Below are 23,042 nucleotides of genomic sequence, written 5' to 3' on the forward strand. Positions count from 1 at the left end.
GGGTCAAACCGGGAAGACATGAAAAAGGCCGCTCACGCGGCCTTTTCTACGTCTTGAGGCGGGGTAACTCGGCCGTCAGGCGAAGCTGCCGTGACAATGCTTGTACTTCTTGCCGGAGCCGCAAGGGCAGGGTGCGTTCCGCGAAACCTCGCCCCAGGTGGAGCGGTCTTCCGGATCCACGCCGGCATTGGCAAGGGCCATCTCGTCCTCGCCGCTGAACGGGTTCTCGTGGTGAGCCTCCATGAAAGGCAAGCCATCGTCGTCGCCATCCTGTGCCGGCGGCATCAGCTCCACACGGGACATCTGGGCCGTCACCACTTCACGCAGCCGGCCGAGCATGGTCTGGAAGATGTCGAACGCTTCCGTCTTGTACTCGTTCAGCGGGTCGCGCTGGCCGTAACCGCGCAGGCCGATGACCTGCCGCAGATGGTCGAGCGTCGAGATATGCTCGCGCCACAGGCCATCGAGCGTCTGGAGCACGACCGCCTTCTCGATCTGGCGGATCACATCGGTGCCGAAGCGGGACGCCTTCGCAGCCATGGCTTCGTCCGATGCGGCCTTGATGCGCTGGCGGATTTCCTCGTCCGCGATGCCTTCTTCCGCAGCCCAGTCGTGAACCGGCAGGTCCAGTGCCAGCGCCTCGGCCATCTCGGACTTCAGGCCGTCGATGTCCCACTGCTCGGCATAGGCATTCTCGGGGATGTGCCGGGCCACGATGTCATCGATCAGGCCGTGGCGCATGTCGGCTACGGTGTCGGACAGGTCGTCCTCGTTCAGGAGTTCCCGGCGCTGCTCGAAGACCACCTTGCGCTGGTCGTTCAGGACGTCGTCGTATTTCAGCAGGTTCTTGCGGATGTCGAAGTTGCGGGCTTCCACCTTCCGCTGCGCACGCTCCACCGCCTTGTTGATCCAAGGGTGGATGATGGCTTCACCTTCCTGCAGCCCGAGCTTCTGCAGCATGCCGTCCATGCGGTCGGAGCCGAAGATGCGCATCAGGTCGTCCTGAAGCGACAGGAAGAACTTGGAACGGCCAGGGTCTCCCTGGCGGCCCGAACGGCCACGAAGCTGGTTGTCGATGCGGCGGCTTTCATGCCGCTCGGTGCCGACCACGCAAAGCCCGCCGGCGGCGAGCGCCACCTGCTTCTTCGCGGCGATGTCGGCTTTGATCTCGGCGATCTTTGCGTCGAGTTCCGGCCCCTCGGGTATGCCGCCGCACTCCTGCTGGATGCGCATTTCGAGATTGCCGCCAAGCTGGATGTCGGTGCCGCGGCCCGCCATGTTGGTGGCGATCGTGACGGCACGCGGCACGCCGGCCTGCGCAACGATGAATGCTTCCTGCTCATGGTAGCGGGCGTTCAGCACCTGATGGGGGATGCCGGCCGTCTTCAGCTCTTCCGAAAGCGTTTCCGACTTCTCGATCGATGTGGTGCCGACGAGGATCGGCTGGCCGCGCTCGAGACAATCCCGAACCAGAACCGCGATGGCCCGGTTCTTTTCCGCGTTGGTGCGGTAGACCTCGTCGTCCTCGTCGACGCGGGACACGGGAAGGTTGGTCGGCATCTCGATGACTTCGAGGCCGTAGATGTCGCCAAACTCCTCGGCCTCGGTCAGCGCCGTGCCGGTCATGCCGGCAAGCTTGCTGTAGAGGCGGAAATAGTTCTGGAACGTGATCGAGGCCAAAGTCTGGTTCTCGGGCTGGATCTGCACGCGCTCCTTGGCCTCGAGTGCCTGGTGCAGCCCTTCGGAGTACCGGCGGCCCGGCATCATCCGCCCGGTGAACTCGTCGATGATGACGACCTCGTCGTTGCGGACGATGTAGTCCTTGTCCCGCTGGAACAGCTTGTAGGCCCTCAGGGCCTGGTTCATGTGGTGGACGATCGTCACGTTCTCGAGGTCGTAGAGGCTCTCCCCGCGGAGCAGGCCGGCTTCGCGCAACGGGCCTTCGATGAACTCGTTGCCGGCTTCCGTCAGCGAGACTGCGCGCTGCTTCTCGTCGAGCTCGTAATGCTCCGGCAAAAGCGATGGGATGAAGGCGTCGAGCGTCTTGTAGAGATCGGAGCGGTCTTCCAGCGGACCGGAGATGATGAGCGGCGTGCGGGCCTCGTCCACGAGGATGGAATCGACCTCGTCCACGATGGCGTAGGCATGGCCGCGCTGCACCATTTGCGCGACATCATACTTCATGTTGTCGCGCAGATAGTCGAAGCCGAGCTCGTTGTTCGTCGCGTAGGTGATGTCGCACTGATAGGCCGCGCGGCGCTCCTCATCGTCCAGGCCGTGGACGATCACGCCGGTCGTCATGCCGAGCGCGCCGTAGACGCGGCCCATCCACCCGCTGTCGCGGGAGGCGAGATAATCGTTCACGGTGACGACGTGGACGCCGCGGCCGGGCAGGGCGTTCAGGTAGGTTGCGAGCGTTGCGACGAGGGTCTTGCCTTCGCCCGTCTTCATCTCGGCGATCTTGCCCTCGTAGAGCACCATGCCGCCCATCAGCTGCACGTCGAAGTGGCGCTGCCCGAGCACGCGGCGCGCCGCCTCACGCACGGTGGCGAAAGCCGGGACGAGCAGGTCGTCCAGGCTGGCCCCGTCGGCAAGCTGCTGCCGGAAGATGCCGGTGCGGCCCCTCAGTTCCTCGTCCGAGAGGGCTCTCAGTTCCGGTTCGAGCGCGTTGATTTCCGCGACGCGGGCGCGGTAGGTTTTCACACGACGGTCATTCGACGTGCCGAACAGACGGGCTATGGCGCCAAGCATAAGGCCTCACGAGCGCGCTGATCGCGCAGGGTCGGGACAAGCCGGCCGCCGGGCATCCGGGCCAACCCTCAGAAACGGGGGTGCAACCTGGGCCTGCGACGCAGCGTGGTTCCCCGGGGAGAAGTCGCCGCTCCAAAGGGAACGTCGGGTGGAGAATTATGAACGCCCCGGAGGGTTGTCAATGCGCCCCGTTTCGGCGCAGTGTCCCGCCGCAAGGCCTGGGGCCGTGATGTAAGGTGACCATTCCCATGATCTCGACGTTTGCTGGCTCCGTATCCGCTGGCGTCAGCCGGCTCGCGCTGGTGATTGCCGCAACCGGCCTGCTTTCCCTTCCTGTCGCCGCGCAGGCGCAGACCACTCCGGCTGAAGCGCCGGCTGCGAGTGCTGCTCCGGCAGCGGCTCCCGCTGCGCCCGCCGATCCTAGTGCCGTGGTGGCCAAGGTCGATGGCGACGACGTGACGGAACGTGAAGTGCGCATTGCGCTGGAAGAGCTCGGTCCTTCGCTCGCCGGCATGGTCGACGAGCAGAAGCGCGAGCAGGTGATCGGCTTCCTGATCGACATCAAGCTCGCCGCGCGTGCCGCCGAGAAGGCGAAGCTGGCCGATGGGCCGGATTTCCAGGCGCAGCTCGAATTCCTGCGTGAGAAGGCTCTGATGCAGACCTATCTCGACCAGCAGGGCAAGGCTGCGGTGACCCCGCAGGCCGTGCAGCAGATCTATGACGAGACGGTCAAGGAGATGAAGCCGGAGCCGGAAGTCCGCGCCCGCCATGTCCTGGTCGAGACCGAGGATGAGGCGAAGGCCGTCGAAGAGCGCCTGAAGAAGGGCGAAGATTTCGCGGCCGTTGCCAAGGACGTCTCGAAGGACCCCGGCTCTGCCGGTGAAGGCGGCGATCTCGGCTTCTTCGGTGAAGACCAGATGGTGCCGGAATTCTCTGCCGTCGCCTTCAAGATGGACGCGGGCAAGGTCTCGGATCCGGTGAAGAGCCAGTTCGGCTGGCACGTCATCAAGGTCGAGGAGAAGCGCCAGAAGCCGGTGCCGACGCTCGATCAGGTGCGTGACCAGATCGAGGCTTATGTCGGCCGCCGCTCCCAGCAGGAAGCCGTGCAGAAGCTGCGCGAGGGCGCCAAGATCGAGCGCATCGGTGCGCCCAAGCCGGCGGCGTCCGGCTCGACCGTTCCGGCCACCCCGGCGCAGTAAGCCGGCAGGACATGACGAAGGTCTCTCCGCTCGCTCCAGAGCGTTTTCCGGAGCTGCCGCCGGTCGCGGGCGTCACCATCGCGACGGCGGAGGCGGGCATCCGCTACCGCAACCGCACAGACGTGATGCTGATGCTGTTCGAGCCGGGTACGGCGGTTGCGGGCGTTTTCACACGCTCACGCTGCCCCTCGGCGCCGGTGGATTGGTGCCGTTCCGCGTTGAGCGGCGGCAAAGCGCGCGTTTTGGTCGTGAATTCCGGCAATGCCAATGCATTCACGGGCGCGAAAGGCCGCGAAGCGACGGAACGCACCGCAGCGTTGGCCGCATCAGCCGCAGGCTGCAGCGAGGGTGAGGTCTTCCTCGCGTCTACCGGCGTCATCGGCGAACCCTTGGACGCAAGCCGTTTCGGGCCGGTGATGGACGGTCTCGTGCGCGATGCGGTTCCAAACCTCTGGGAAGACGCTGCCCGCGCCATCATGACGACCGACACCTTCCCCAAAGGCGCCTCCGCCGTCGTGGATTTCGGCGGTACGCCGGTCACGATCTGCGGCATCGCCAAGGGCGCGGGCATGATCGCACCCGACATGGCCACCATGCTGTCCTTCGTTGCGACGGACGCGCCAATAGCCTCCCATGTTCTCCAGGACCTCCTGAGCGAAGCCACGGCCCGCAGCTTCAATTGCGTGACTGTCGATGGCGACACCTCCACCTCGGATACGCTGATGGCGTTTGCAACCGGGCGCGCCGGTGGCACGCCGGCGGATCGGGCGGACGATCCGCGGCTCGCCGGCTTCAGGACCGCGCTGGACACCGTGCTTCAGGACCTCGCCCGGCAGGTTGCGCGAGACGGCGAGGGTGCCACCAAGTTCATCACTGTCGATGTGGAGGGCGCTGAAAGCGACTCTTCGGCCCATTGCATCGGGCTATCCATCGCCAATTCGCCGCTGGTGAAGACGGCTGTCGCGGGTGAGGATGCAAACTGGGGGCGTGTCGTCATGGCCGTCGGCAAGGCCGGAGAGCCAGCCGACCGTGACCGTCTCGCAATTCATTTCGGCCCCATCCGGGTGGCTTTGGATGGTGCGCGCGATCCCTCATACGAGGAGGCCGTGACATCGGCCTATATGAAGAACCAGGACATCACCATCCGGGTGGAACTTGGCCTCGGCAGCGGACGGGCGCGCATCTGGACGTGCGACCTGACCGGCGAATACATCGCCATCAACGCCGATTACCGCTCGTAATCGGTTAACGCGCGTTCACGAGTTGCAGTGAACCCACGGCATTATGCGTTAACAAGTCTGGTCCATTGATAGGTGTGGTGTGGGTGTTGCGCTCGTAACTGTTGCAGCCTGCGCTCTCGTCGATGCGGACGGGCGTGTTCTTCTGGCACAAAGACCGGAAGGCAAACCGATGGCCGGCCTTTGGGAGTTCCCCGGGGGCAAGCTCGAAGCTGGCGAGACTCCCGAGGAAACGCTGATCAGGGAGTTGAACGAGGAACTGGGAATTACCGTCCGGCAGGCCTGTCTCGCGCCTTTGACCTTTGCGAGCCACGCCTATGAACGTTTCCATCTGCTGATGCCGCTCTACATCTGCCGGCGTTGGGAGGGAATCGTTCAGCCGATGGAAGGGCAGGCCCTGAAATGGGCCGAGCCGAAGCGGCTAAGGGACTACCCCATGCCGCCGGCGGACGAGCCCTTGATCCCCATGCTCATCGATCTGCTCTGATCCATAAACGGATGAACGATGACCCTGTGCTCGGAAGGACTGAAATGGCTGGCCGGGCGATTTCTCCGCTCACGGTCAGGCTCGGTCCCGATTGAGTATGTGCTTATCGCGGGGGCGATCACTGTCATGCTCGTGCCCGCCATCTATGGTGTCCGGGATGCACTTCAGGGCCTCGAGTGGAAGAGGCTCCAGGACGCGATCACCATGAACACTTCGGACGGCGACTAGCTTCCGGGCTTTACGCCGCTGGGGATCTCTTTCGCGTTCAGCGCGTCGGCCAGCCGGTGGGTGGCCGATCCGGGCCGCAGCGGCTTCTGCTGGCTTTCATGAGGCGCCCAACCGGATAGCCAGACGATCTCCACGGTTACGCGCAGGCGTCCGTCGGGATCGGAGTACCGCTCCTGATAGATCTCGGCGAGCCGCGCCAGCACGTCCCGTCTCAACGGCGTGCGGCTGCGCGAGAGCAGGCTGTTCGTCGCGCCCAGAGCCCGCAGGTCACGGAACAGGCCGAAGACATCGGCATAGCGCACGGTCAGCTTTTCGGCATCGACGACCGGCAAGGCGAAGCCCGCCCGCTGCAGCAAGGCGCCGAGATCCTGCACGGTGGCGAAGGGAACGACACGCGGGCTCATGCCGCCGACCACGTCGGCTTCCGCTTCCGCAAAGGACTGCCTGAGTTCGGTGAGGGTGTCGCCGCCCGCTAGAGCCGCGAGGAACAGGCCGTCCGGCTTCAGGGCCCGGCGGATTTGCAGGAGCAGCCCGGGAAGATCATCCGCCCATTGCAGCGCCAGCCCGGAGACGACGAGGTCCAGCGAGCCCGGTTCATAGGGCAGGGCATGCTTGCCGCTGATGATGTCTCCCCCGGCGTCGGCTGCCTGCACTACTTGTCCCACGCTGTGCACAGCGCGGATCGCCTCCGCCAGCCCGGGGCCCTGGGTGCCGAGGTCAATCGCGAGCGGAAACTCACGCATGACCGTGTTGAGACGGATCGCAAGTTCCTCGGCGACCATCGGCAGCAGCACGGTGTCGGGTTCCAGCCTGCGCAGGCTGTGGGCGCGGAAGGCGTGGTCGAAAAGGAGCGGTGCGGACATGCAAGCCATATGGCGGCTGTCCGTCGCATGGTCAAATCCCATGTCGCGCGTACCCCCGGATGCTGTACGCAAAGGCGTGTTCGGCACTTCGCACCTCCTGCGCGACCGCGCGGCTCGTCTGGCTCGCTATACCGGGCGGGCCGTGCTGGACGTGGCGCTTCCTCCGCTCTGCCTTGCCTGCAACAAGCCGGTTGGGTCGGTCGGTGCGCTATGTCCCACCTGCTGGACAGGGCTTCACCAGATCACCGCGCCAGTCTGCACCCGGCTGGGCACGCCTCTCCCATCGGATCTCGGATTCGACATCATCTCGCCGAAGGCGATTGCCGAGCCGCCGGCATTTGGCCGCGCGCGTTCGGCCGTCAGATTCGAGGGCACGGGGCGGCTGCTGGTTCATCGGCTGAAATACGGCGATCGGCTGGATCTTGTGCAGGCCATGGCGGGATGGATGAAGCGCGCCGGCTCGGACCTGCTGGCCGATGCGGATGTGCTCGTTCCCATACCTCTGCATCGCACGCGCTTGTGGTGGCGGCGGTTCAACCAAGCCGGCGAACTGGCGAAATCCCTCTCGCGGATGAGCGGCGTGCCCGTGGAACACGATCTGCTCCTGCGCGAACGCCGCACGCAGCGGCAGGTTGGGCTCAGCCGCTCGCAGCGCGCCCGCAATCTCGCTGGCGCCCTCAGTGTGCCCGATGGCGCCAAGGCGCGGGTGATGGGGCGGCGCATTCTCCTGGTCGATGACGTGCTGACGTCCGGTGCTACACTGAACGCCGCCGCACGTGCATTGCGACGAGCCGGCGCATCGGAAGTGGACGCGCTGACCTTCGCGCTTGTCGTGGATGAGGTCTGACCTCATATCCGGTCGAGTCAAACTGCGAGGATCGAATGGCAGCCGTCACCATCTACACCAAGCCCTACTGCCCGTACTGCGAGGGCGCGCGCGAGCTGCTGACCAAGAAGGGCGTGCAGTTTCAGGAGATCGACATCTCCGGCAAGCCGGACCTGCGGGCCGAAATGATCCGGCGCGCGAATGGAGGAAGCACCGTTCCCCAGATCTTTGTTGGTGAGCGCCATCTCGGCGGCTGCGATGACATCTATGCGCTCGATGCGAGGGGCGGTCTGGATCCGATCCTCGCCGGCTGATCCATGACACAAGGGTTCATCGCCGGGCTGGTGCAGATGCGCAGCGGCCGTTCGGTGCGCGAGAATGTAGAGCAGGCATCGCGGCTGATCCGCGAGGCGGCGGGTCGCGGCGCGTCCTATGTGCAGACGCCCGAGATGACCACGCTCCTCACGCGCTCCCGCGATGAACTCGCGGAGGCGGCAGACCCGGCTGCGACCGAGGAGGCGCTGGCCCGCTTCCGAAGCCTTGCGGGCGAGCTGGGAATTTGGCTGCACATCGGCTCCATGGCGGTCAGCCTTCCAGGTGCGGAGAGGATGGCCAATCGCGCCTTCGTCATCGGCCCGGATGGGACGCTGCGCGCCTCCTACGATAAAATCCACATGTTCGATGTCGATCTGCCGAACGGCGAGAGCTGGCGCGAATCGCGAACCTACCAGCCCGGCGAGAGCGCGGCGCTGGTGGACCTTCCATGGGGCAGGTTGGGGCTGTCGATCTGCTACGATCTGCGGTTCGCGACGTTGTTCCGAGCGCTTGCGGAACGTGGCGCCGATTTCCTGACAGTGCCGGCAGCCTTTACGCGGCAGACGGGCGAGGCGCACTGGCATGTCCTGCTTCGCGCCCGAGCGATCGAAACCGGCACTTTCGTGCTTGCCGCGGCACAGGGTGGAACGCATGAAGATGGCCGCCAGACCTACGGACATTCGTTGATCGTCGATCCGTGGGGCCGCATCGTTGCGGAAGCCGAGGGCGACAATCCCTGCATCGTAATGGCCCGGATCGACCCCGCACAGGTGCAAGAAGCCAGGAAGCGCATCCCGGTGCTGGAGCATGGCCGGCGCTTTGCCCTGCCAGAGTCCGGCGCGATGAAAGATCCGGTCCAGTGATCCACTACAGTTTGCGTTGCGAAGCCGAGCACGAATTCGACGGCTGGTTTCGGTCATCGGCCGATTATGAGGATCAGCGTGCTGGCGACCTGCTGACCTGTCCGCTCTGCGGGTCCCGCGACATCAGCAAGGCCCTGATGGCGCCGGCTGTTCAGCTTGCGGAGGACAAGCCGGCGTCCGCGACGCACGACGTTGCCCTGCTCGGCGAACGTGAGCGCAAGATCCGGGAGATGATGCGTAACATCCGTGAGGAGGTGACGCGGAACGCCAGGGATGTGGGGCCGCAGTTCGCGGACATGGCGCGGCAGATGCACGAGGGCGAGATCGAGCGCGATTCGATTTACGGCCGGGCCTCGGCGGACGAAGTTCGCTCATTGGCGGAAGATGGCGTCGAATTCTATCCGCTCCCGCCCATCGTGGACGAGACGAACTAGAGCGCCGCCCGCCCTGGCGATCAGCTCTTGGTGGCGCTCATCCAGTAATTCACGGATGCATCCTCGGAGAGGCTCCAGGCGTCACGCAGCGGATTGTAGACCATGCCGCGTGGCTCGCCGGGGTGCAGGCCAGCAGCGCGCAAGTGGCCGGACAGTTCGGCGGGCGTGACGAATTTGCGCCAGTTATGGGTGCCCGCCGGCACCCAGCGCAGCACATATTCTGCTCCCAGGATGGCGAGCGCATAGCTGCGGGCGGTGCGGTTCAGGGTCGAGATCAGGACCATGCCCCCGGGCTTGGCCAGCGCCGCGAGGGTGTGCACAAAGCCCGCTACGTCATGCACATGTTCGATCACTTCGGAGGCGATCACGGCGTCGAAGCGCTCGTCTTCACCGAGCAGGTCTTCGGCGGCGAGGGCCTGGTAGCGGATGTCCAGACCCGAGGCCGACGCATGGGCGCGCGCAATGGCGACGCTTTCTTCAGCGGGTTCGATGCCGGTGACGTCAGCACCCAGCCGTGCCAGCGGTTCGGAGAGGATGCCGCCACCGCAGCCCACGTCCAGCACGGACAGGCCGGCTAGGCTGTCCAGTGCGGTCGCACTGCGCCCGAACTGTTGGGCCAGATGGTCGCGGACATAGGCCACCCGTGCCGGAGTCAGCTTGTGCAGGGGCGCGTAGGGACCGCGCGGGTTCCACCATTCGGCCGCCGTCGCGGCGAACCGCGCAACTTCCTCGCCGTCGACTGAATCCGCCACGTCTGCCTCGTTCACACGGCTTTCACATACCGGCCGCGGGCGATTGCCCCGGTGCACGTGCGCCGCTATGTATAGCCGCCTTTCCGGGGGCGGGGCCATGTCAAAGCAGCGCCTCCAGCATCCATCATCCCCTGCCAGATAGACCATGGCCCGCATTGTCATGAAATTCGGCGGCACGTCCGTCGCCAATATCGAGCGCATCCAGAACGTGGCGCGCCATGTCCAGCGCGAAGTCGCGGCCGGGCACGAGGTTGCCGTAGTGGTGTCCGCCATGTCGGGCGTCACCAACCAGCTGGTGGCGTGGTGCCGCGAGGCCTGTCCGGAATACGACCTGCGGGAGTACGACGCGATCGTCGCCTCGGGAGAGCAGGTTACCTCCGGCCTGCTGGCCCTTGCCCTGCAGAACCTCGGCATCGCCGCACGCTCCTATCAGGGCTGGCAAATCCCGCTGACGACCGATTCCGCGCACAGCGCCGCACGCATTACCGGCATGGACGGCGATGCCATTATCTCGGGAATGCGCGCAGGACAGGTGGCCGTCATCGCCGGCTTCCAGGGCATCGGCCCCGAGAACCGCATCGCGACCCTTGGGCGCGGCGGTTCCGACACCAGCGCCGTCGCCGTTGCGGCGGGTGTGCAGGCGGACCGCTGCGACATCTACACGGACGTCGATGGCGTCTACACCACCGACCCGCGCATCGTGCCGAAGGCCGGGCGTCTGGAACGCGTGGCGTTCGAGGAAATGCTCGAGATGGCTTCGCTCGGAGCCAAGGTGCTGCAGGTGCGCTCGGTCGAGCTCGCCATGATTCACAAGGTTCGGGTGTTCGTGCGCTCGAGCTTCGATGCGCCGGATGCACCCCAGGTCGGCCCGGGCGGTCTGCCGCCGGGCACGCTTATTTGCGACGAGGACGAGATCGTGGAACAGCAGGTCGTCACCGGCATCGCCTTCTCAAGGGATGAGGCTCAGGTCACCCTTCGTGGCGTGCAGGACAAACCGGGCGTCGCCGCCCGCGTGTTCGGCCCGCTCGCGGAAGCCAACATCAATGTCGACATGATCGTGCAGAACATCTCCGATGACGGGCGCACGACGGACCTCACCTTCACCGTGCCGGTCGCCGATTACGATCGCGCCATGAAGCTGCTGGGCAGCCTTGAAAGCGACCTCGGCTTCGAGAAGCTCGATGGCGCGAACGAAGTGGTCAAGGTGTCGGTCGTGGGCATGGGCATGCGCAGCCATGCCGGCGTGGCGGCCAAGGCGTTCAGCGCGCTCGCCGAGCGGGGCATCAACATCCGCGCCATCGCGACATCCGAGATCAAGATCTCCGTCCTGATCGACGCCGCTTATACCGAGCTTGCCGTTCGGACTCTCCATTCGGTATACGGGTTGGACAAAGACTGACCTCCAGCCGGCGGAGCCCGACTGGAAGAAGATCATTCTGGAAGCGCTCGGCGCTTCGTCCCGGAGGCTGACCATGCGAGGCGCTTACGGCGGCCCGCGCGTGCTCTTGCGCCGGCTGCGCGAGGTGATGGCGGAGCCCGTCACCGCTCAGGAAAAGCTCGACAGGATCGTCATCCTCATCGCGGCCAATATGGTTGCGGAGGTGTGCTCCAGCTATGTGCTGCGCGTGGACGGGGAGCTTGAGCTCTACGCCACCGAAGGCCTCAATCCCGGCGCCGTCCATCAGACGACGCTCGCGCGGGGAGAGGGCCTCGTAGGTCTCGTCGCGCAGCAGGCCGAGCCGCTGAACCTTTCGGATGCGCAGGCGCATCCATCCTATTCCTACAAGCCGGAAACGGGCGAGGAGATCTACCACTCCTTCCTCGGCGTGCCGATCCTGCGCGCAGGCAACACGCTTGGCGTGCTCGTGGTGCAGAACAAGGCGCACCGCACCTATTCCGAGGAGGAGGTGGAGGCGCTTCAGACAACCGCCATGGTGATGGCGGAGATGATCGCCTCCGGCGAATTGTCGGCCATCGCCCGGCCGGGTGCCGAGCCTGCCGTGCAGCGCCCGCTGCATGCGCAAGGTGTGCCATTGGCGGAGGGCATCGGGCTCGGCTACGCCGTGCTTCACGAGCCGAGGTCGCTCGCCACCGAGAACCTGATCGCCGAGGACGTGAATGTCGAGGTGCAGCGGCTCGACGACGCCGTTGCCAAGCTGCGTCACTCACTGGATGAGCTGCTGGAGCAGGGCGATGTCGCGCGGCAGGGCGAGCACCGCGAGGTGCTGGAAGCCTTCCGGATGTTTGCGCATGACCGTGGCTGGGTGCGCCGCATGCGCGAGGCAGTGCTTCAGGGCCTGACGGCGGAAGCGGCCGTGGAGCGGGTGCAGTCGGACACCCGCGCCCGCATGATGCGGGCGACCGAGCCCTTCATGCGCGAGCGCCTGCACGATCTGGACGATCTTGCGAACCGCCTGCTGCGCGTGCTGACCGGGCGCGAGCATGGGCCGAACGTTCAGGACATGCCGGAGAACGCGATCCTCGTCGCCCGCAACATGGCTCCGGCCGCTTTGCTGGACTATGAGCGGGCGCGACTGCGCGGCCTCATCATCGAGGAGGCGGGCCCGACCAGCCACGTCATCATCATCGCGCGGGCGCTGGGCATCGCAACCGCCGGGCAGGTTCCCAACATAGCCTCGCTGATCGAGAGCGGCGATCCGGTCATCGTCGATGGCAACACCGGCGATGTCCACGTCCGACCGCCCGAGGATGTGCAACTGTCCTATGTGGACAAGGTGCGGCTGCGCGCACGGCGCCAGGCCCTGTTCCAGGAGCACCGGGACGAACCGGCAGTGACACGCGACGGCGAGACCGTGAAGCTGATGCTGAATGCCGGCCTCATGGTCGACATGCCATCGCTGGCGGAGACCGGCGCCAACGGCATCGGCCTGTTCCGCACCGAACTGCAGTTCATGGTGTCGCCGACCCTGCCACGCGCCGGCGAGCAGGAAAGCCTCTACGGCACGGTGCTCGATCTGGCCGACGGCAAGCCGGTGACCTTCCGCACGCTCGATATCGGCGGCGACAAGGTGCTGCCCTATCTGCGCACGGTGGATGAGGAAAATCCGGCTCTCGGCTGGCGTGCCATCCGTTTCGGCCTTGATCGGCCAGGCATTTTGCGTTCCCAGGTGCGGGCTCTGGCGCGCGCATCGGCAGGGCGCGACCTGCGCATGATGTTCCCGATGATCGCCACCGTCTCGGAGTTCGACGAAGCCAGAGGTTTGGTCGAGAAGGAGCTGACTCATCTGCGGAAATGGGGACACCAGCTTCCCGAGCGGATGCTCTTGGGCGCCATGGTGGAAGTGCCGTCCATCCTGTTCGAGCTCGATGAGCTGTTGGAGCGGGTGGATTTCATCTCTGTGGGATCGAACGACCTGATCCAGTTCATGTTCGCCGCCGACCGCGGCAATCCTCGCGTGGCCGATCGTTTCGATCCGCTCGGCCCCGCAATGTTGAGGGCGTTCAAGCAGATCATCGACAAAGCTCAGGCTGCCGGCAAACCCGTGACGGTGTGCGGAGAAATGGCCTCCCGCGCCACCGGAGCCGTTGCCCTGCTTGGCATGGGCTTTCGCTCCCTCTCCGTTGCCGCATCCTCGGTGGGGCCCCTGAAGGCGATGATCCGCTCGAACACCATTGCCGACATGCAGGACGTGGCCGCGCGCCTCCTCGCAGGCGATCCCGACGGTTCGGCGCATGAGGATCTTCTGCGCATGGCACAAACGGCGGAATTCTGATGCTGCCGATAGACAAGCTCGACGCCCTGGTGCGTCGCTTCGAGAACATCGAAGGCGAGATGTCGCATGGCGGCGCCAGCGGCGCCGAACTGATCCAGCTGTCGCGCGAGCGTTCCGAACTTGAGCCGGTGGTCGAGGTGGTCCGCCACTGGCGTCGGCTGGGGCAGGAACTGGCGGACCTCAGGGCGCTCGTGAACGACCCCGGCGGCGACCCGGACATGCGCGAGATGGCGCGCGCCGAGCAGGATGATCTTGTCCAGCGCATCGATGAGGTGGAGCAGCAGTTGCGCCTCGAACTGCTGCCGAAGGATGCGGCGGACGAGCGCGGCATCATCATCGAGGTGCGCGCCGGCACCGGCGGCGACGAGGCGGCTTTGTTCGCGGGCGATCTTTTCCGCATGTACCAGCGCTTTGCCGAAACCCAGGGCTGGAAGGTGGAAGTCATGTCCGCCAGCGAAGGCACGGCCGGCGGCTACAAGGAAATCATCGGCTCCATCGAGGGCCGCGGCGTCTATGCCCGGCTGAAGTTCGAATCGGGCGTGCATCGCGTGCAGCGCGTGCCTTCAACCGAGACGCAGGGACGCATCCACACTTCGGCGGCCACGGTGGCCGTGCTGCCGGAGGCGGAAGAGGTGGACGTGGAAATCCGCGACGCCGATCTCAGGATCGACGTTTACCGGGCGCAGGGCGCGGGCGGGCAGCACGTCAACAAGACGGAATCTGCGGTGCGCATCACCCACATCCCGACCAATACCGTGGTGGCGGTTCAGGATGAGCGTTCGCAGCACAAGAACAAGGCGCGTGCCATGGCCATGCTGCGGGCTCGCCTGTTCGACCAGCAGCGCGAGGTGCTGGACTCGGCACGCGCCGCAGACCGCAAGGGGCAGGTGGGTTCCGGCGATCGCTCGGAGCGCATCCGCACCTACAATTTTCCGCAGGGCCGCGTCACCGATCATCGGATCGGCCTGACTTTGTACAATCTTCCGCAGGTGATCGAAGGCGGCGCATTGGGCGAGGTGCTCGATGCACTTGTCGCGGAACATCAGGCCCGTCTTCTGGCCGCTGAAGAAGGCGCATGACGACCCGCAATGCGATGCTGCGCGCCGCTGCCGCATGGCTTCGTAAAGAGGGATGCGACAGCGCCGAACTGGATGCCCGCGTGCTCCTGAAGCACGCGCTTCAACTCAGCGACACCCAATTGGTCACGATGCGCGACGAGCCTGTCGATGTTGAAGGGCGGGAAGCTTTCGACGCGATGATAGAACGGCGGATCGCCGGCCAGCCCGTTTCGCGGATCATCGGGCAAAAAGAGTTCTGGGGCCTCGTCTTCCATCTCGATCCCGAGACGCTGGTTCCGCGTCCCGACACCGAGACGATCGTCGAGGCAGCTGTCGAAGCCTGCCGCACGGCTCCGGGGACCATCCTGGATCTCGGCACCGGCACCGGGTGCATCCTCATCGCTCTTCTGACGGAATTCCCGGCGGCGGTCGGCGTGGGCGTGGACATTTCGGACGACGCGCTGGCCTGCGCAGCGAGCAATGCGGATCTCAATGGCGTGGCTGGCCGGGCCCGGTTCGTGAAAGGCGACTGGGGATCGGATATCGACGAACTCTTCGACCTCATCGTCAGCAACCCGCCTTACATCCCCCATTCGGACATAGCGATGCTGGACCGCGAGGTCCGTGTCCATGATCCGATGCGAGCGCTCGATGGCGGCCGTGACGGTCTCGACGCCTATAGCTGCGTGGCCGGTGACGCTGCGCGGCTGCTGAGCCCGGATGGCGTTCTGGTTGTGGAACTCGGCATCGGGCAGGAAGCCGCCGTCGCCGCCATCATGAAAGATGCCGGGCTGGAGCCGGACGTTCCGGCGCGGCCCGATCTGTCCGGCATTCCACGGGCGCTTGTTGTACGGCGCGAGAATCCACTTGGAAATCACACGCTGAACGATTAGGTATGGATCAATAGAACCGTGTAGCGCGCCGATGACGAGGATGAGATCCACGCCGGCAGCGACGATCAACCGGATTATGACCGGCCGCGGTTCGACACATAGGTCGCATCATGGATAACAGGGTTTGAGCCCTATTCGCGATGAGCGGCACGGTTCGCGAGGGCCCCGCGAGCCGAGGTTATTCCGGCGAGCCTGCACGGTCGTCCAAGCTGCCCGGCAGCTGACGGCTTCACGCACCGCCCGGATTGTCGGGGCTTGAGCACAGCAAAGATCGAGAGCGATGAGGCAAGGTCAGCATCAGCAGCAGAAGCGCATGCGCGGACGTAGCAATCACAGCGGTGGCGGCAACAACAACAACCGCAAAGGCCCCAATCCACTCAGCCGCAGTTACGAGTCGAACGGCCCCGATGTGAAGATCCGCGGCACGGCCGCCCACATCGCGGACAAATATGTCCAGCTTTATCGTGACGCATTGTCGTCGGGCGACCAGGTTGCCGCAGAGAGCTATCTGCAGCACGCCGAGCACTACTACCGCATCCTCGCGGCTGCGCAGCCGCAGTTCCAGCAGCACCTCGGCTTTGTCCGGGCGGACGACGAGCCGCGGGACGAGGAATATGACGAGGAGACGGGCGAGCCGATCGTGCAGCAGCCGGATTCCGGCGAAGCGCGGCCTCAGGCCTTCAACGGTCAGCAGCCTCAGCAGAACATGAATGGCGGCAATCGCGATAACGCACGGGGTGAGTTCAATACCCGTGAGCGCGAGCCGCGTGAGTTCCGCGAGCCTCGTGAGAACCGCGAGCCGCGAGAAAATCGTGAGCCCCGGGAGAACCGGGAGCCGCGCGAGAATCGTGAACCGCGTGAAGCCCGCGAGAACCGCGAGCCCCGGGAAAACCGCGAGGTTCGTGAAAATCGTGAGCCGCGTGAAGCGCGCCCGCCGCGCGAGAATCGGGAAGCCGGGGAAGCGCGGGACGGCAGGGAGCCACGCGAGGCGCGTCCTCCGCGTGAGCCGCGCAACCGTGATTTCGCCGCTCGCCCGCCACGCGCACCGCGTGAGGCTGAGGGGGATATCGGCCTGCCGGCCTTCATCACGGGCGGCGCTGGTGCACCAGCGCAGCAATTGCCGCCGGCAGATGAGTTCGTAAGCGAAACGGTCGCTCAGCCGGCCATGGAGGTTGTCGAGCCCGATGCTCTGGTCAACGACGCCGATGCCGCGGAGGGTGAGGCACGCTTCGCCGGACGCCGCCGTCGCCGCTATGGCCGCAATGCCCGCGGCACCGGTGGTGAAGGCGAGGGCGCTTCCTCTCCCGAGCCGGAAGTTGCACCGGGCGAGTAATCGCTGCAGATGATGTGCGCGGCGCCTCGGCGCCGCGCTTCTTTTTGCGCTGAGGGGATCAGCCGTGCGGATGATCAAGCCGTTGGTGCTGGTGCTTGTGCTTGCAGCGGTGCCGCTGCTGTTTGCGGTGCTCGGCTATTCGGCCTTCGCGCACGCAGCCTCCTATGAGATCCGGCGTTCCGGCCTCTCGCCCGACGACCACAACGCCATCAAGCACGCCTATGCCTCGGCCGAGATCTACTCCGCCATGCGGCCCGTGTTCGGCCACGAGGCAGCGGCAGGTGCCACCCTCTGGTTCGGCGAGGCCAATGAGCGCGTCGAGCGCTATGTGAAGCACCAGCCCGACTACTCGCAGGAATCCTACAAGGATATGCGCAACAACCTCGCGGGCGTCGCGGCCGCAAACTGGCTCTATGAGCGCGTGGGCTGGACATGGCCCGACACGCGGCTGAGGCTCGTCGGCCTTCTGGCGCGTGACGGGATCGTTGTGCCGGAGAGCACGGATGCGCGATTGGCCCACATCCCGAACGTCTTCAGCGCAGAACTCGCGATCCGCCTGATGCGGAACGATACGCCCGGCCTGACGGAACAGTTCATGGCGGCGTTTGCCTCGCGCGAGGAGCAGTGGACCGCGGCGCTTGAGCTTCCTTCCGGTCGATCGAATTAGCGCATCCCCCCTTTTGTTGCCGATTGGCAACACTATCTCTGCCCCAGCGGTGCCTCACGAGGGCCGCGCCTCGCTCGGAGGATCGCTCCGCGCGGGAATGGCAGAAGACGCCGGTCTCTGGAGACGGCGGGAAGGGTTCAGGTATGAACGTCGAGAAATATACGGAGCGGGTGCGCGGCTTCCTGCAGGCGGCGCAAGGGCTCGCGCTGCGGGAAGGACACCAGCAGTTCCTGCCGGAGCATGTGCTAAAGGTTCTGCTGGATGATCCCGAAGGGCTTGCCGCCGGTCTGATCGACCGGGCGGGCGGGCGCTCGCGAGAGGCCTTGGTCGAGACCGAGACGGCGCTGACAAAGCTGCCGAAGGTTCAGGGTGGCTCGGGCCAACTCTACATGGCGGCCACGACCGCGCGGGTATTCCAGGCGGCCGAAGATGCGGCGCAGAAAGCTGGCGACGCTTTCGTCACGGTCGAGCGCCTGCTGCTCGCACTTGCCGTGGAAAAGGAAACGGAAGCCGGCAAGGCGCTGGCTCGGGCCGGTGCTACCCCGCAGGCGCTGAACAGCGCCATCGAAGACCTGCGCAAGGGCCGCACGGCCGATTCCGCCAGCGCCGAGAACGCTTATGACGCGCTGAAGCGCTATGCGCGCGACCTGACCCAGGCGGCTCGCGACGGAAAGGTCGATCCCGTGATCGGCCGCGACGAGGAGATCCGCCGCACCATCCAGGTCCTGGCACGGCGCACGAAGAACAATCCTGTCCTCATCGGCGAGCCGGGTGTCGGCAAGACCGCCATCGTCGAAGGCTTGGCCCAGCGCATCGTCAACGGCGATGTGCCGGAGAGCCTGCGCGACAAGAAGCTGCTGGCCCTCGACATGGGCTCCCTTATCGCCGGCGCCAAATATCGAGGCGAGTTCGAGGAGCGGCTGAAAAGCGTGCTGCAGGAGGTCACCGATGCAGCCGGCGAGATCGTGCTGTTCATCGATGAGATGCACACGCTTGTCGGCGCGGGAAAAGCGGATGGCGCGATGGACGCCTCCAACCTGTTGAAGCCGGCGCTTGCGCGTGGCGAATTGCACTGCGTCGGTGCCACCACGCTCGACGAGTACCGCAAGCATGTGGAGAAAGATGCCGCGCTCGCCCGCCGATTCCAGCCCGTCTTCGTTCAGGAGCCGACCGTGGAGGACACGATCTCCATCCTGCGCGGCCTGAAGGAGAAGTACGAGCTGCACCATGGCGTCCGCATTGCGGATGCGGCGCTGGTCGCGGCCGCGGCCCTCTCGAACCGCTACATCACCGATCGCTTCCTGCCGGACAAGGCAATCGATCTCATGGACGAGGCCTCGTCGCGGCTGCGCATGCAGATCGATTCGAAGCCGGAGGCGTTGGACGAACTCGACCGCCGCATCATGCAGCTGAAGATCGAGCGAGAGGCCTTGCGCAAGGAGACGGACGCGGCTTCCAGGGACCGGCTGCAGGCGCTTGAATCCGAACTGGCGAACCTTGAGGAACAGTCGACGTCCCTCACCGGCAAGTGGAAAGGGGAGAAGGACCGTCTCGGCCGCTCGCAGCAGATCAAGACGGAGCTCGACCAGGCCCGGATCGATCTGGAGCAGGCTCAGCGCCGGGGTGACCTCGCAAAGGCGGGCGAACTGGCCTACGGCATCATTCCGCGTCTGGAGCGAGAGGTCGCGGAGCTCGACGATGCCGGCGACGCTCGCTCGACGGTGGAAGAAGTCGTCACGCCCGATCACATTGCCGGCGTCGTCTCCCGCTGGACCGGCGTTCCGGTGGACAAGATGCTCGAGGGCGAGCGGGCCAAGCTTCTGCGCATGGAAACGGAGATCGGACGCCGCGTCATCGGGCAGGAGGAGGCGGTCCGGTCGGTGTCGACCGCGGTACGCCGGGCGCGTGCGGGTCTTCAGGATCCAAATCGTCCCATTGGTTCGTTCCTCTTCCTCGGCCCGACCGGTGTCGGCAAGACCGAGCTGACAAAGGCGCTGGCGGACTTCCTGTTCGACGACGACACGGCCATGGTCCGGCTCGATATGTCCGAGTTCATGGAGAAGCACTCCGTCGCCCGCCTCATCGGCGCTCCTCCCGGCTATGTCGGCTATGAGGAGGGCGGCGTGCTGACGGAGGCCGTCCGGCGCAGGCCCTACCAGGTCGTGCTGTTCGACGAGATCGAGAAAGCCCATCCGGACGTGTTTAACGTCCTGCTGCAGGTGCTCGACGATGGCCGGCTGACCGACGGGCAGGGGCGCACGGTGGACTTCCGCAACACGCTCATCATCCTCACCTCAAACCTCGGATCCGAATTCCTCGCGGCTCAGCCGGAGGGGGAGGACGTCGAGGCCGTGCGAGAACCGGTGATGGCCGTGGTGCGCGGTGCGTTCCGTCCGGAGTTCCTGAACAGGCTGGACGACGTGCTGCTGTTCCACAGGCTGCAACGCTCCCAGATGGCGGCTATCGTCGACATCCAGATGGGCCGGCTACGGAAGCTGCTGGAGGATCGCAAGATCACGGTTGAGCTTGCGGACTCCGCCCGGGAATGGCTGGCCGAGAAGGGCTACGATCCTGCCTACGGCGCGCGGCCTCTGAAGCGCGTCATCCAGCGCAACGTGCAGGATGAGCTTGCCGACGCGATTCTCCGGGGGGAGGTCCACGACGGATCGACCATCCGGATCCTCGCAAATGGCGATCGTCTCGTGCTGGATGACGGGAGCGGGGCGGCGGTCTTCGAACAGCCGGGTACGGTCCATTGACCGTACCCCACGAGCCCTGGAGCAGGACATGAGCGATCCGGCAGCCCACCTCGATCTAGGTGAGGAGGATATCCAGAGGCTCGTGCACCGCTTCTACGGACGGGTCCGGCAGGACGACCTGATCGGGCCCGTCTTCAACGAGCGGGTGACGAACTGGGACGAGCATCTCGCAAATCTTTGCGACTTCTGGTCCTCGGTGGTGCTGCGCACGCGGCGCTATGAAGGGCGCCCGATGCGCGCTCACCTCACTTTGCCGATCGAGGACAGGCACTTCGATCGCTGGCTGGCACTGTTCGAACAGACGGCACGCGAGGAACTGGAGCCGCCCGTCGCGGAGATCTTCCTGTCGCGGGCACGGCAGATCGCCGACAGCTTCGAGTTCGGTCTGGCCGCGCAACGCGGCGAGATCCGAGGGCCTCGCCACCGGACCGTGGCGCGCTGATCAGCCGCCTTCGTCCTTGGCGCTGACCGAGGTCAGCTGCGTGCCCGACGCCGGGCGGCCGACAATGCCGTCGATCCGTTCACGCTCCCGCTGGAACTCGGCGAGAGCCTGTCCCTCGAGCTCGCGGCCGCGCGGAACCTTGATGCGCATCGGGTTCACGAAGCGCCCGTTCACCAGCACCTCGAAGTGCAGATGCGGGCCTGTGGAAAGACCGGTCGAGCCGACATAGCCCACCAACTGGCCTTGGCGCACCCGCGTGCCGACCTTCATGCCGCGCGCAAAGCTGGTCATATGCGCATAAGCGGTCTCATAGCCGTTCGCATGCTGGATCTTGATCTGGTTGCCATACCCGCTCGACCGGGCCGCCTGCTTGATCACGCCATTGCCGGCGGCATAGATCGGCGTGCCGCGAGGTGCGGACCAGTCGACGCCCGTGTGCATCTTGGAGAAGCCGAGAATGGGGTGGCGGCGCATGCCGAAGCCCGAGCGCATCACACCTGCCGAGACCGGCTTGCGCATCAGGAACTTGCGCGCGGACCGGCCATTCTCGTCGAAGAAGTCGAAGCCGCCGTCCGGCAACTGGTAGCGGTAATAACGCCGGACATCGCCTGCGGTCGCCAGCGAGGCGAACATGATCTCGGGAGGTCCATCCACCGCGCCGTTCTCGTCGCTTGCGAACAGGACCTCGAACCGGTCGGCGCGCCCGGCTTTTCGCTGGAAATCCACATCATTGCTGAAGACGCGGACCATCTCCTTCAGCACTGGCTCGGGCACGTTGCGCTGCCGCGCGGTTCCATAGAACGCCTGGTAGAGAGAGAGGCCCGATCCGCCGGTCTCCTCCGCGAGGGCCGGCCCTTCCTCGACGATCTCCGGCGCGTCCGCGACGGCCACATATCCACCCGTGTCGGACAAGGCCACGATGGATTGCGATGTGCCGGATTCGATGATCACGCGGACGGGCTGCTCGCGCACGCCCACCCGGGCGACCAGAAGTTTCACCGTCTGCCCGGTCACGAGGCTTGCCGTTCCGTAGCCGGACGGGGCACCGAACGCGGCCGTGATGTCTCGGGCATCGGCAGCCGAAACACCTTGCGCCACAAGCAGCTGGTCGAGCGTCTCACCCTGGGAAGCGATGATGGTGCGCTCACCTTCATTCCCGCTGGTTTCCTCCCGGGGCTTCTTTGTGATGACAGTGAGGTTGGGCAGAGGCGCACTGGCGTCGAGCGAGGCAAGTTCCGGCTGCGTGCCGCCAAGCGCCTGGAAGGCCGTGCTCTGCACCGCTTCGATCACGCCGACGTCGCGCACATTGGCAACCACCTGTTCCAGCGGAATGGTGGGGCCCGAGCTTAGATCCGCATCGATCTCGGCGAGATTGCGCACCACGAAGGAGATGTCGCCGTCTTCGGCCGGGGAGGCGTCTGCCTCGGTCGAGGCCGCCGGGCCGTCGTCCCCGAACATGGCGGTGGGATTGAAGGCGGGAATGTTCGTATCGACTCCGGACATCATCAGCCCGGACCCGATGCGCGTCACCGGCCGCGTCTTCACGGTCTCGCGGTCGCCAACCTTCGTGCTTGTCGAAATCCGCAGGATCTGGCGGTTCGCATCAACCGGTGCGGCAACGATGCGGTCGCCCTTGCGGGGAGTGTTGGAACTGCGAGGATCGCTGGCGCCGGGCTCCCATCGCGGCATGAAGCCCGGCGCCTCGGCGAGCCGGTAGGCGCCGTTCATGGAGGTAAGGATGGCTGCGCCCAGAAGGCCGGCTGCCAGGACGCCGCCGAGAGACGTGCCCGCCAGCCAGCGAAGATTGACATGCCGGCTGCTCACACCAGCCGTGCCACCATCCAGCCTGAGAGGGGGCTCGTCCCCGATCTCGATCACCCGCGCGCGGGAATGTACGTCCTTGTGGGCGCGGGTCAGCAATCCGGAACTCCTGCAGCTGCCACGCCCGCGAGGGGGCGCGTCGCCAGACTAGCGGAAATCAATATGGCCTCAATGCGACCTCGGCCGCGCGAGAGCGAATGCACCTGTTTATAGGGAGGCTTGGCAGAGGGCGCAAAGAGGTTGGCGCCAGGGGCTCGGGCGGCCGGTTTGTCGTCCAGACGTCATTTTTCTCGAAAAAGGTGTTGACCCGGAAAGCCGGGCGGGCCTATAACCCCCTCACACCGGACGGGGCGCCGCTGAGCGCTTCACTGGTTCTTCA

Annotated in this window: 20 protein-coding genes; 16 read left to right on the forward strand and 4 right to left on the reverse strand. The window is 65.5% G+C overall.

Annotated elements, in window-relative coordinates:
• Positions 1 to 75 precede the first annotated feature (75 nt).
• Entirely contained in the window at positions 76 to 2,751 is a 2,676-nt protein-coding gene (gene secA / locus SCD90_RS10540) for a preprotein translocase subunit SecA (protein WP_319844637.1), read from the reverse strand.
• A 248-nt stretch (positions 2,752 to 2,999) separates the two neighbouring features.
• On the opposite strand from secA, the gene SCD90_RS10545 reads away from it, so the two are divergent.
• From SCD90_RS10545 to SCD90_RS10560, 4 genes are all read left to right on the forward strand, one after another.
• The gene (locus SCD90_RS10545; protein ID WP_319844638.1) at positions 3,000 to 3,950 is read left to right on the forward strand and encodes a peptidylprolyl isomerase; all 951 of its coding nucleotides are present in this window, start codon (positions 3,000 to 3,002) and stop codon (positions 3,948 to 3,950) included.
• 11 nt (positions 3,951 to 3,961) lie between these two features.
• Complete coding sequence (gene argJ / locus SCD90_RS10550) at positions 3,962 to 5,191, forward strand: bifunctional glutamate N-acetyltransferase/amino-acid acetyltransferase ArgJ (RefSeq protein ID WP_319844639.1); 1,230 nt, start codon at positions 3,962 to 3,964, stop codon at positions 5,189 to 5,191.
• A gap of 79 nt (positions 5,192 to 5,270) precedes the next feature.
• A complete protein-coding gene (gene mutT / locus SCD90_RS10555) occupies positions 5,271 to 5,675 on the forward strand; it encodes an 8-oxo-dGTP diphosphatase MutT (protein ID WP_319844640.1) in 405 nt (134 codons plus the stop codon).
• An 18-nt stretch (positions 5,676 to 5,693) separates the two neighbouring features.
• Positions 5,694 to 5,903: a Flp family type IVb pilin gene (locus SCD90_RS10560; RefSeq protein ID WP_319844641.1), complete on the forward strand. Its 210-nt coding sequence runs from the start codon at positions 5,694 to 5,696 to the stop codon at positions 5,901 to 5,903.
• Here the strand turns inward: SCD90_RS10560 and SCD90_RS10565 are convergent.
• Positions 5,900 to 6,766: a methyltransferase domain-containing protein gene (locus SCD90_RS10565; RefSeq protein WP_319844642.1), complete on the reverse strand. Its 867-nt coding sequence runs from the start codon at positions 6,764 to 6,766 to the stop codon at positions 5,900 to 5,902. The genes SCD90_RS10560 and SCD90_RS10565 overlap by 4 nt on opposite strands.
• Before the next feature lie 40 nt (positions 6,767 to 6,806).
• On the opposite strand from SCD90_RS10565, the gene SCD90_RS10570 reads away from it, so the two are divergent.
• Genes SCD90_RS10570 through SCD90_RS10585 form a run of 4 tightly spaced genes read left to right on the forward strand, consistent with a single transcriptional unit; the run spans position 6,807 to position 9,204 of the window.
• Positions 6,807 to 7,613 carry a ComF family protein gene (locus tag SCD90_RS10570; RefSeq protein WP_319844643.1) on the forward strand — a complete coding sequence of 269 codons (807 nt, stop codon included), beginning with the start codon at positions 6,807 to 6,809 and terminating at the stop codon, positions 7,611 to 7,613.
• A 35-nt stretch (positions 7,614 to 7,648) separates the two neighbouring features.
• Entirely contained in the window at positions 7,649 to 7,906 is a 258-nt protein-coding gene (gene grxC, locus SCD90_RS10575) for a glutaredoxin 3 (protein ID WP_319844644.1), read from the forward strand.
• Positions 7,907 to 7,909: 3 nt separating this feature from the next.
• Positions 7,910 to 8,770: a carbon-nitrogen hydrolase family protein gene (locus SCD90_RS10580; protein ID WP_319844645.1), complete on the forward strand. Its 861-nt coding sequence runs from the start codon at positions 7,910 to 7,912 to the stop codon at positions 8,768 to 8,770.
• Entirely contained in the window at positions 8,767 to 9,204 is a 438-nt protein-coding gene (locus SCD90_RS10585; protein WP_319844646.1) for a DUF1178 family protein, read from the forward strand. The genes SCD90_RS10580 and SCD90_RS10585 overlap by 4 nt, the downstream gene beginning before the upstream one ends.
• 20 nt (positions 9,205 to 9,224) lie before the next feature.
• Here SCD90_RS10585 and ubiG read toward each other — a convergent pair whose 3' ends face one another.
• Positions 9,225 to 9,971 (reverse strand): bifunctional 2-polyprenyl-6-hydroxyphenol methylase/3-demethylubiquinol 3-O-methyltransferase UbiG, encoded by a 747-nt coding sequence (gene ubiG, locus SCD90_RS10590; protein ID WP_319844647.1) that lies wholly within the window; start codon positions 9,969 to 9,971, stop codon positions 9,225 to 9,227.
• Between the two features lie 130 nt (positions 9,972 to 10,101).
• On the opposite strand from ubiG, the gene SCD90_RS10595 reads away from it, so the two are divergent.
• The 8 genes from SCD90_RS10595 (at position 10,102) to SCD90_RS10630 (ending at position 20,842) form a co-directional block, all read left to right on the forward strand.
• The gene (locus SCD90_RS10595; protein ID WP_319844648.1) at positions 10,102 to 11,355 is read left to right on the forward strand and encodes an aspartate kinase; all 1,254 of its coding nucleotides are present in this window, start codon (positions 10,102 to 10,104) and stop codon (positions 11,353 to 11,355) included.
• A gap of 73 nt (positions 11,356 to 11,428) precedes the next feature.
• Positions 11,429 to 13,690, forward strand: coding sequence for a phosphoenolpyruvate--protein phosphotransferase (gene ptsP / locus SCD90_RS10600; protein ID WP_319844649.1), 2,262 nt, complete (start codon positions 11,429 to 11,431; stop codon positions 13,688 to 13,690).
• Positions 13,684 to 14,769, forward strand: a complete 1,086-nt coding sequence (prfA, locus tag SCD90_RS10605) for a peptide chain release factor 1 (RefSeq protein WP_319844660.1) — start codon at positions 13,684 to 13,686, stop codon at positions 14,767 to 14,769. The genes ptsP and prfA overlap by 7 nt, the downstream gene beginning before the upstream one ends.
• A complete protein-coding gene (gene prmC, locus SCD90_RS10610) occupies positions 14,766 to 15,641 on the forward strand; it encodes a peptide chain release factor N(5)-glutamine methyltransferase (RefSeq protein ID WP_319844650.1) in 876 nt (291 codons plus the stop codon). Before prfA ends, prmC begins: the two co-directional genes overlap by 4 nt.
• Positions 15,642 to 15,954: 313 nt before the next feature.
• Positions 15,955 to 16,974, forward strand: coding sequence for a DUF4167 domain-containing protein (locus SCD90_RS10615; protein ID WP_319844651.1), 1,020 nt, complete (start codon positions 15,955 to 15,957; stop codon positions 16,972 to 16,974).
• Between the two features lie 70 nt (positions 16,975 to 17,044).
• Complete coding sequence (locus SCD90_RS10620) at positions 17,045 to 17,641, forward strand: hypothetical protein (RefSeq protein WP_319844652.1); 597 nt, start codon at positions 17,045 to 17,047, stop codon at positions 17,639 to 17,641.
• A gap of 143 nt (positions 17,642 to 17,784) precedes the next feature.
• Positions 17,785 to 20,400, forward strand: coding sequence for an ATP-dependent chaperone ClpB (clpB, locus tag SCD90_RS10625; RefSeq protein WP_319844653.1), 2,616 nt, complete (start codon positions 17,785 to 17,787; stop codon positions 20,398 to 20,400).
• A gap of 28 nt (positions 20,401 to 20,428) precedes the next feature.
• Positions 20,429 to 20,842 carry a group III truncated hemoglobin gene (locus tag SCD90_RS10630; protein WP_319844654.1) on the forward strand — a complete coding sequence of 138 codons (414 nt, stop codon included), beginning with the start codon at positions 20,429 to 20,431 and terminating at the stop codon, positions 20,840 to 20,842.
• Here the strand turns inward: SCD90_RS10630 and SCD90_RS10635 are convergent, their stop codons facing one another.
• Complete coding sequence (locus SCD90_RS10635; protein ID WP_319844655.1) at positions 20,843 to 22,762, reverse strand: M23 family metallopeptidase; 1,920 nt, start codon at positions 22,760 to 22,762, stop codon at positions 20,843 to 20,845.
• Positions 22,763 to 23,042: the final 280 nt, after the last annotated feature.

Source organism: Terrihabitans rhizophilus (genome assembly GCF_033898525.1).
GTDB classification, from domain to species: Bacteria; Pseudomonadota; Alphaproteobacteria; order Rhizobiales; family Methylopilaceae; genus Flaviflagellibacter; species Flaviflagellibacter rhizophilus.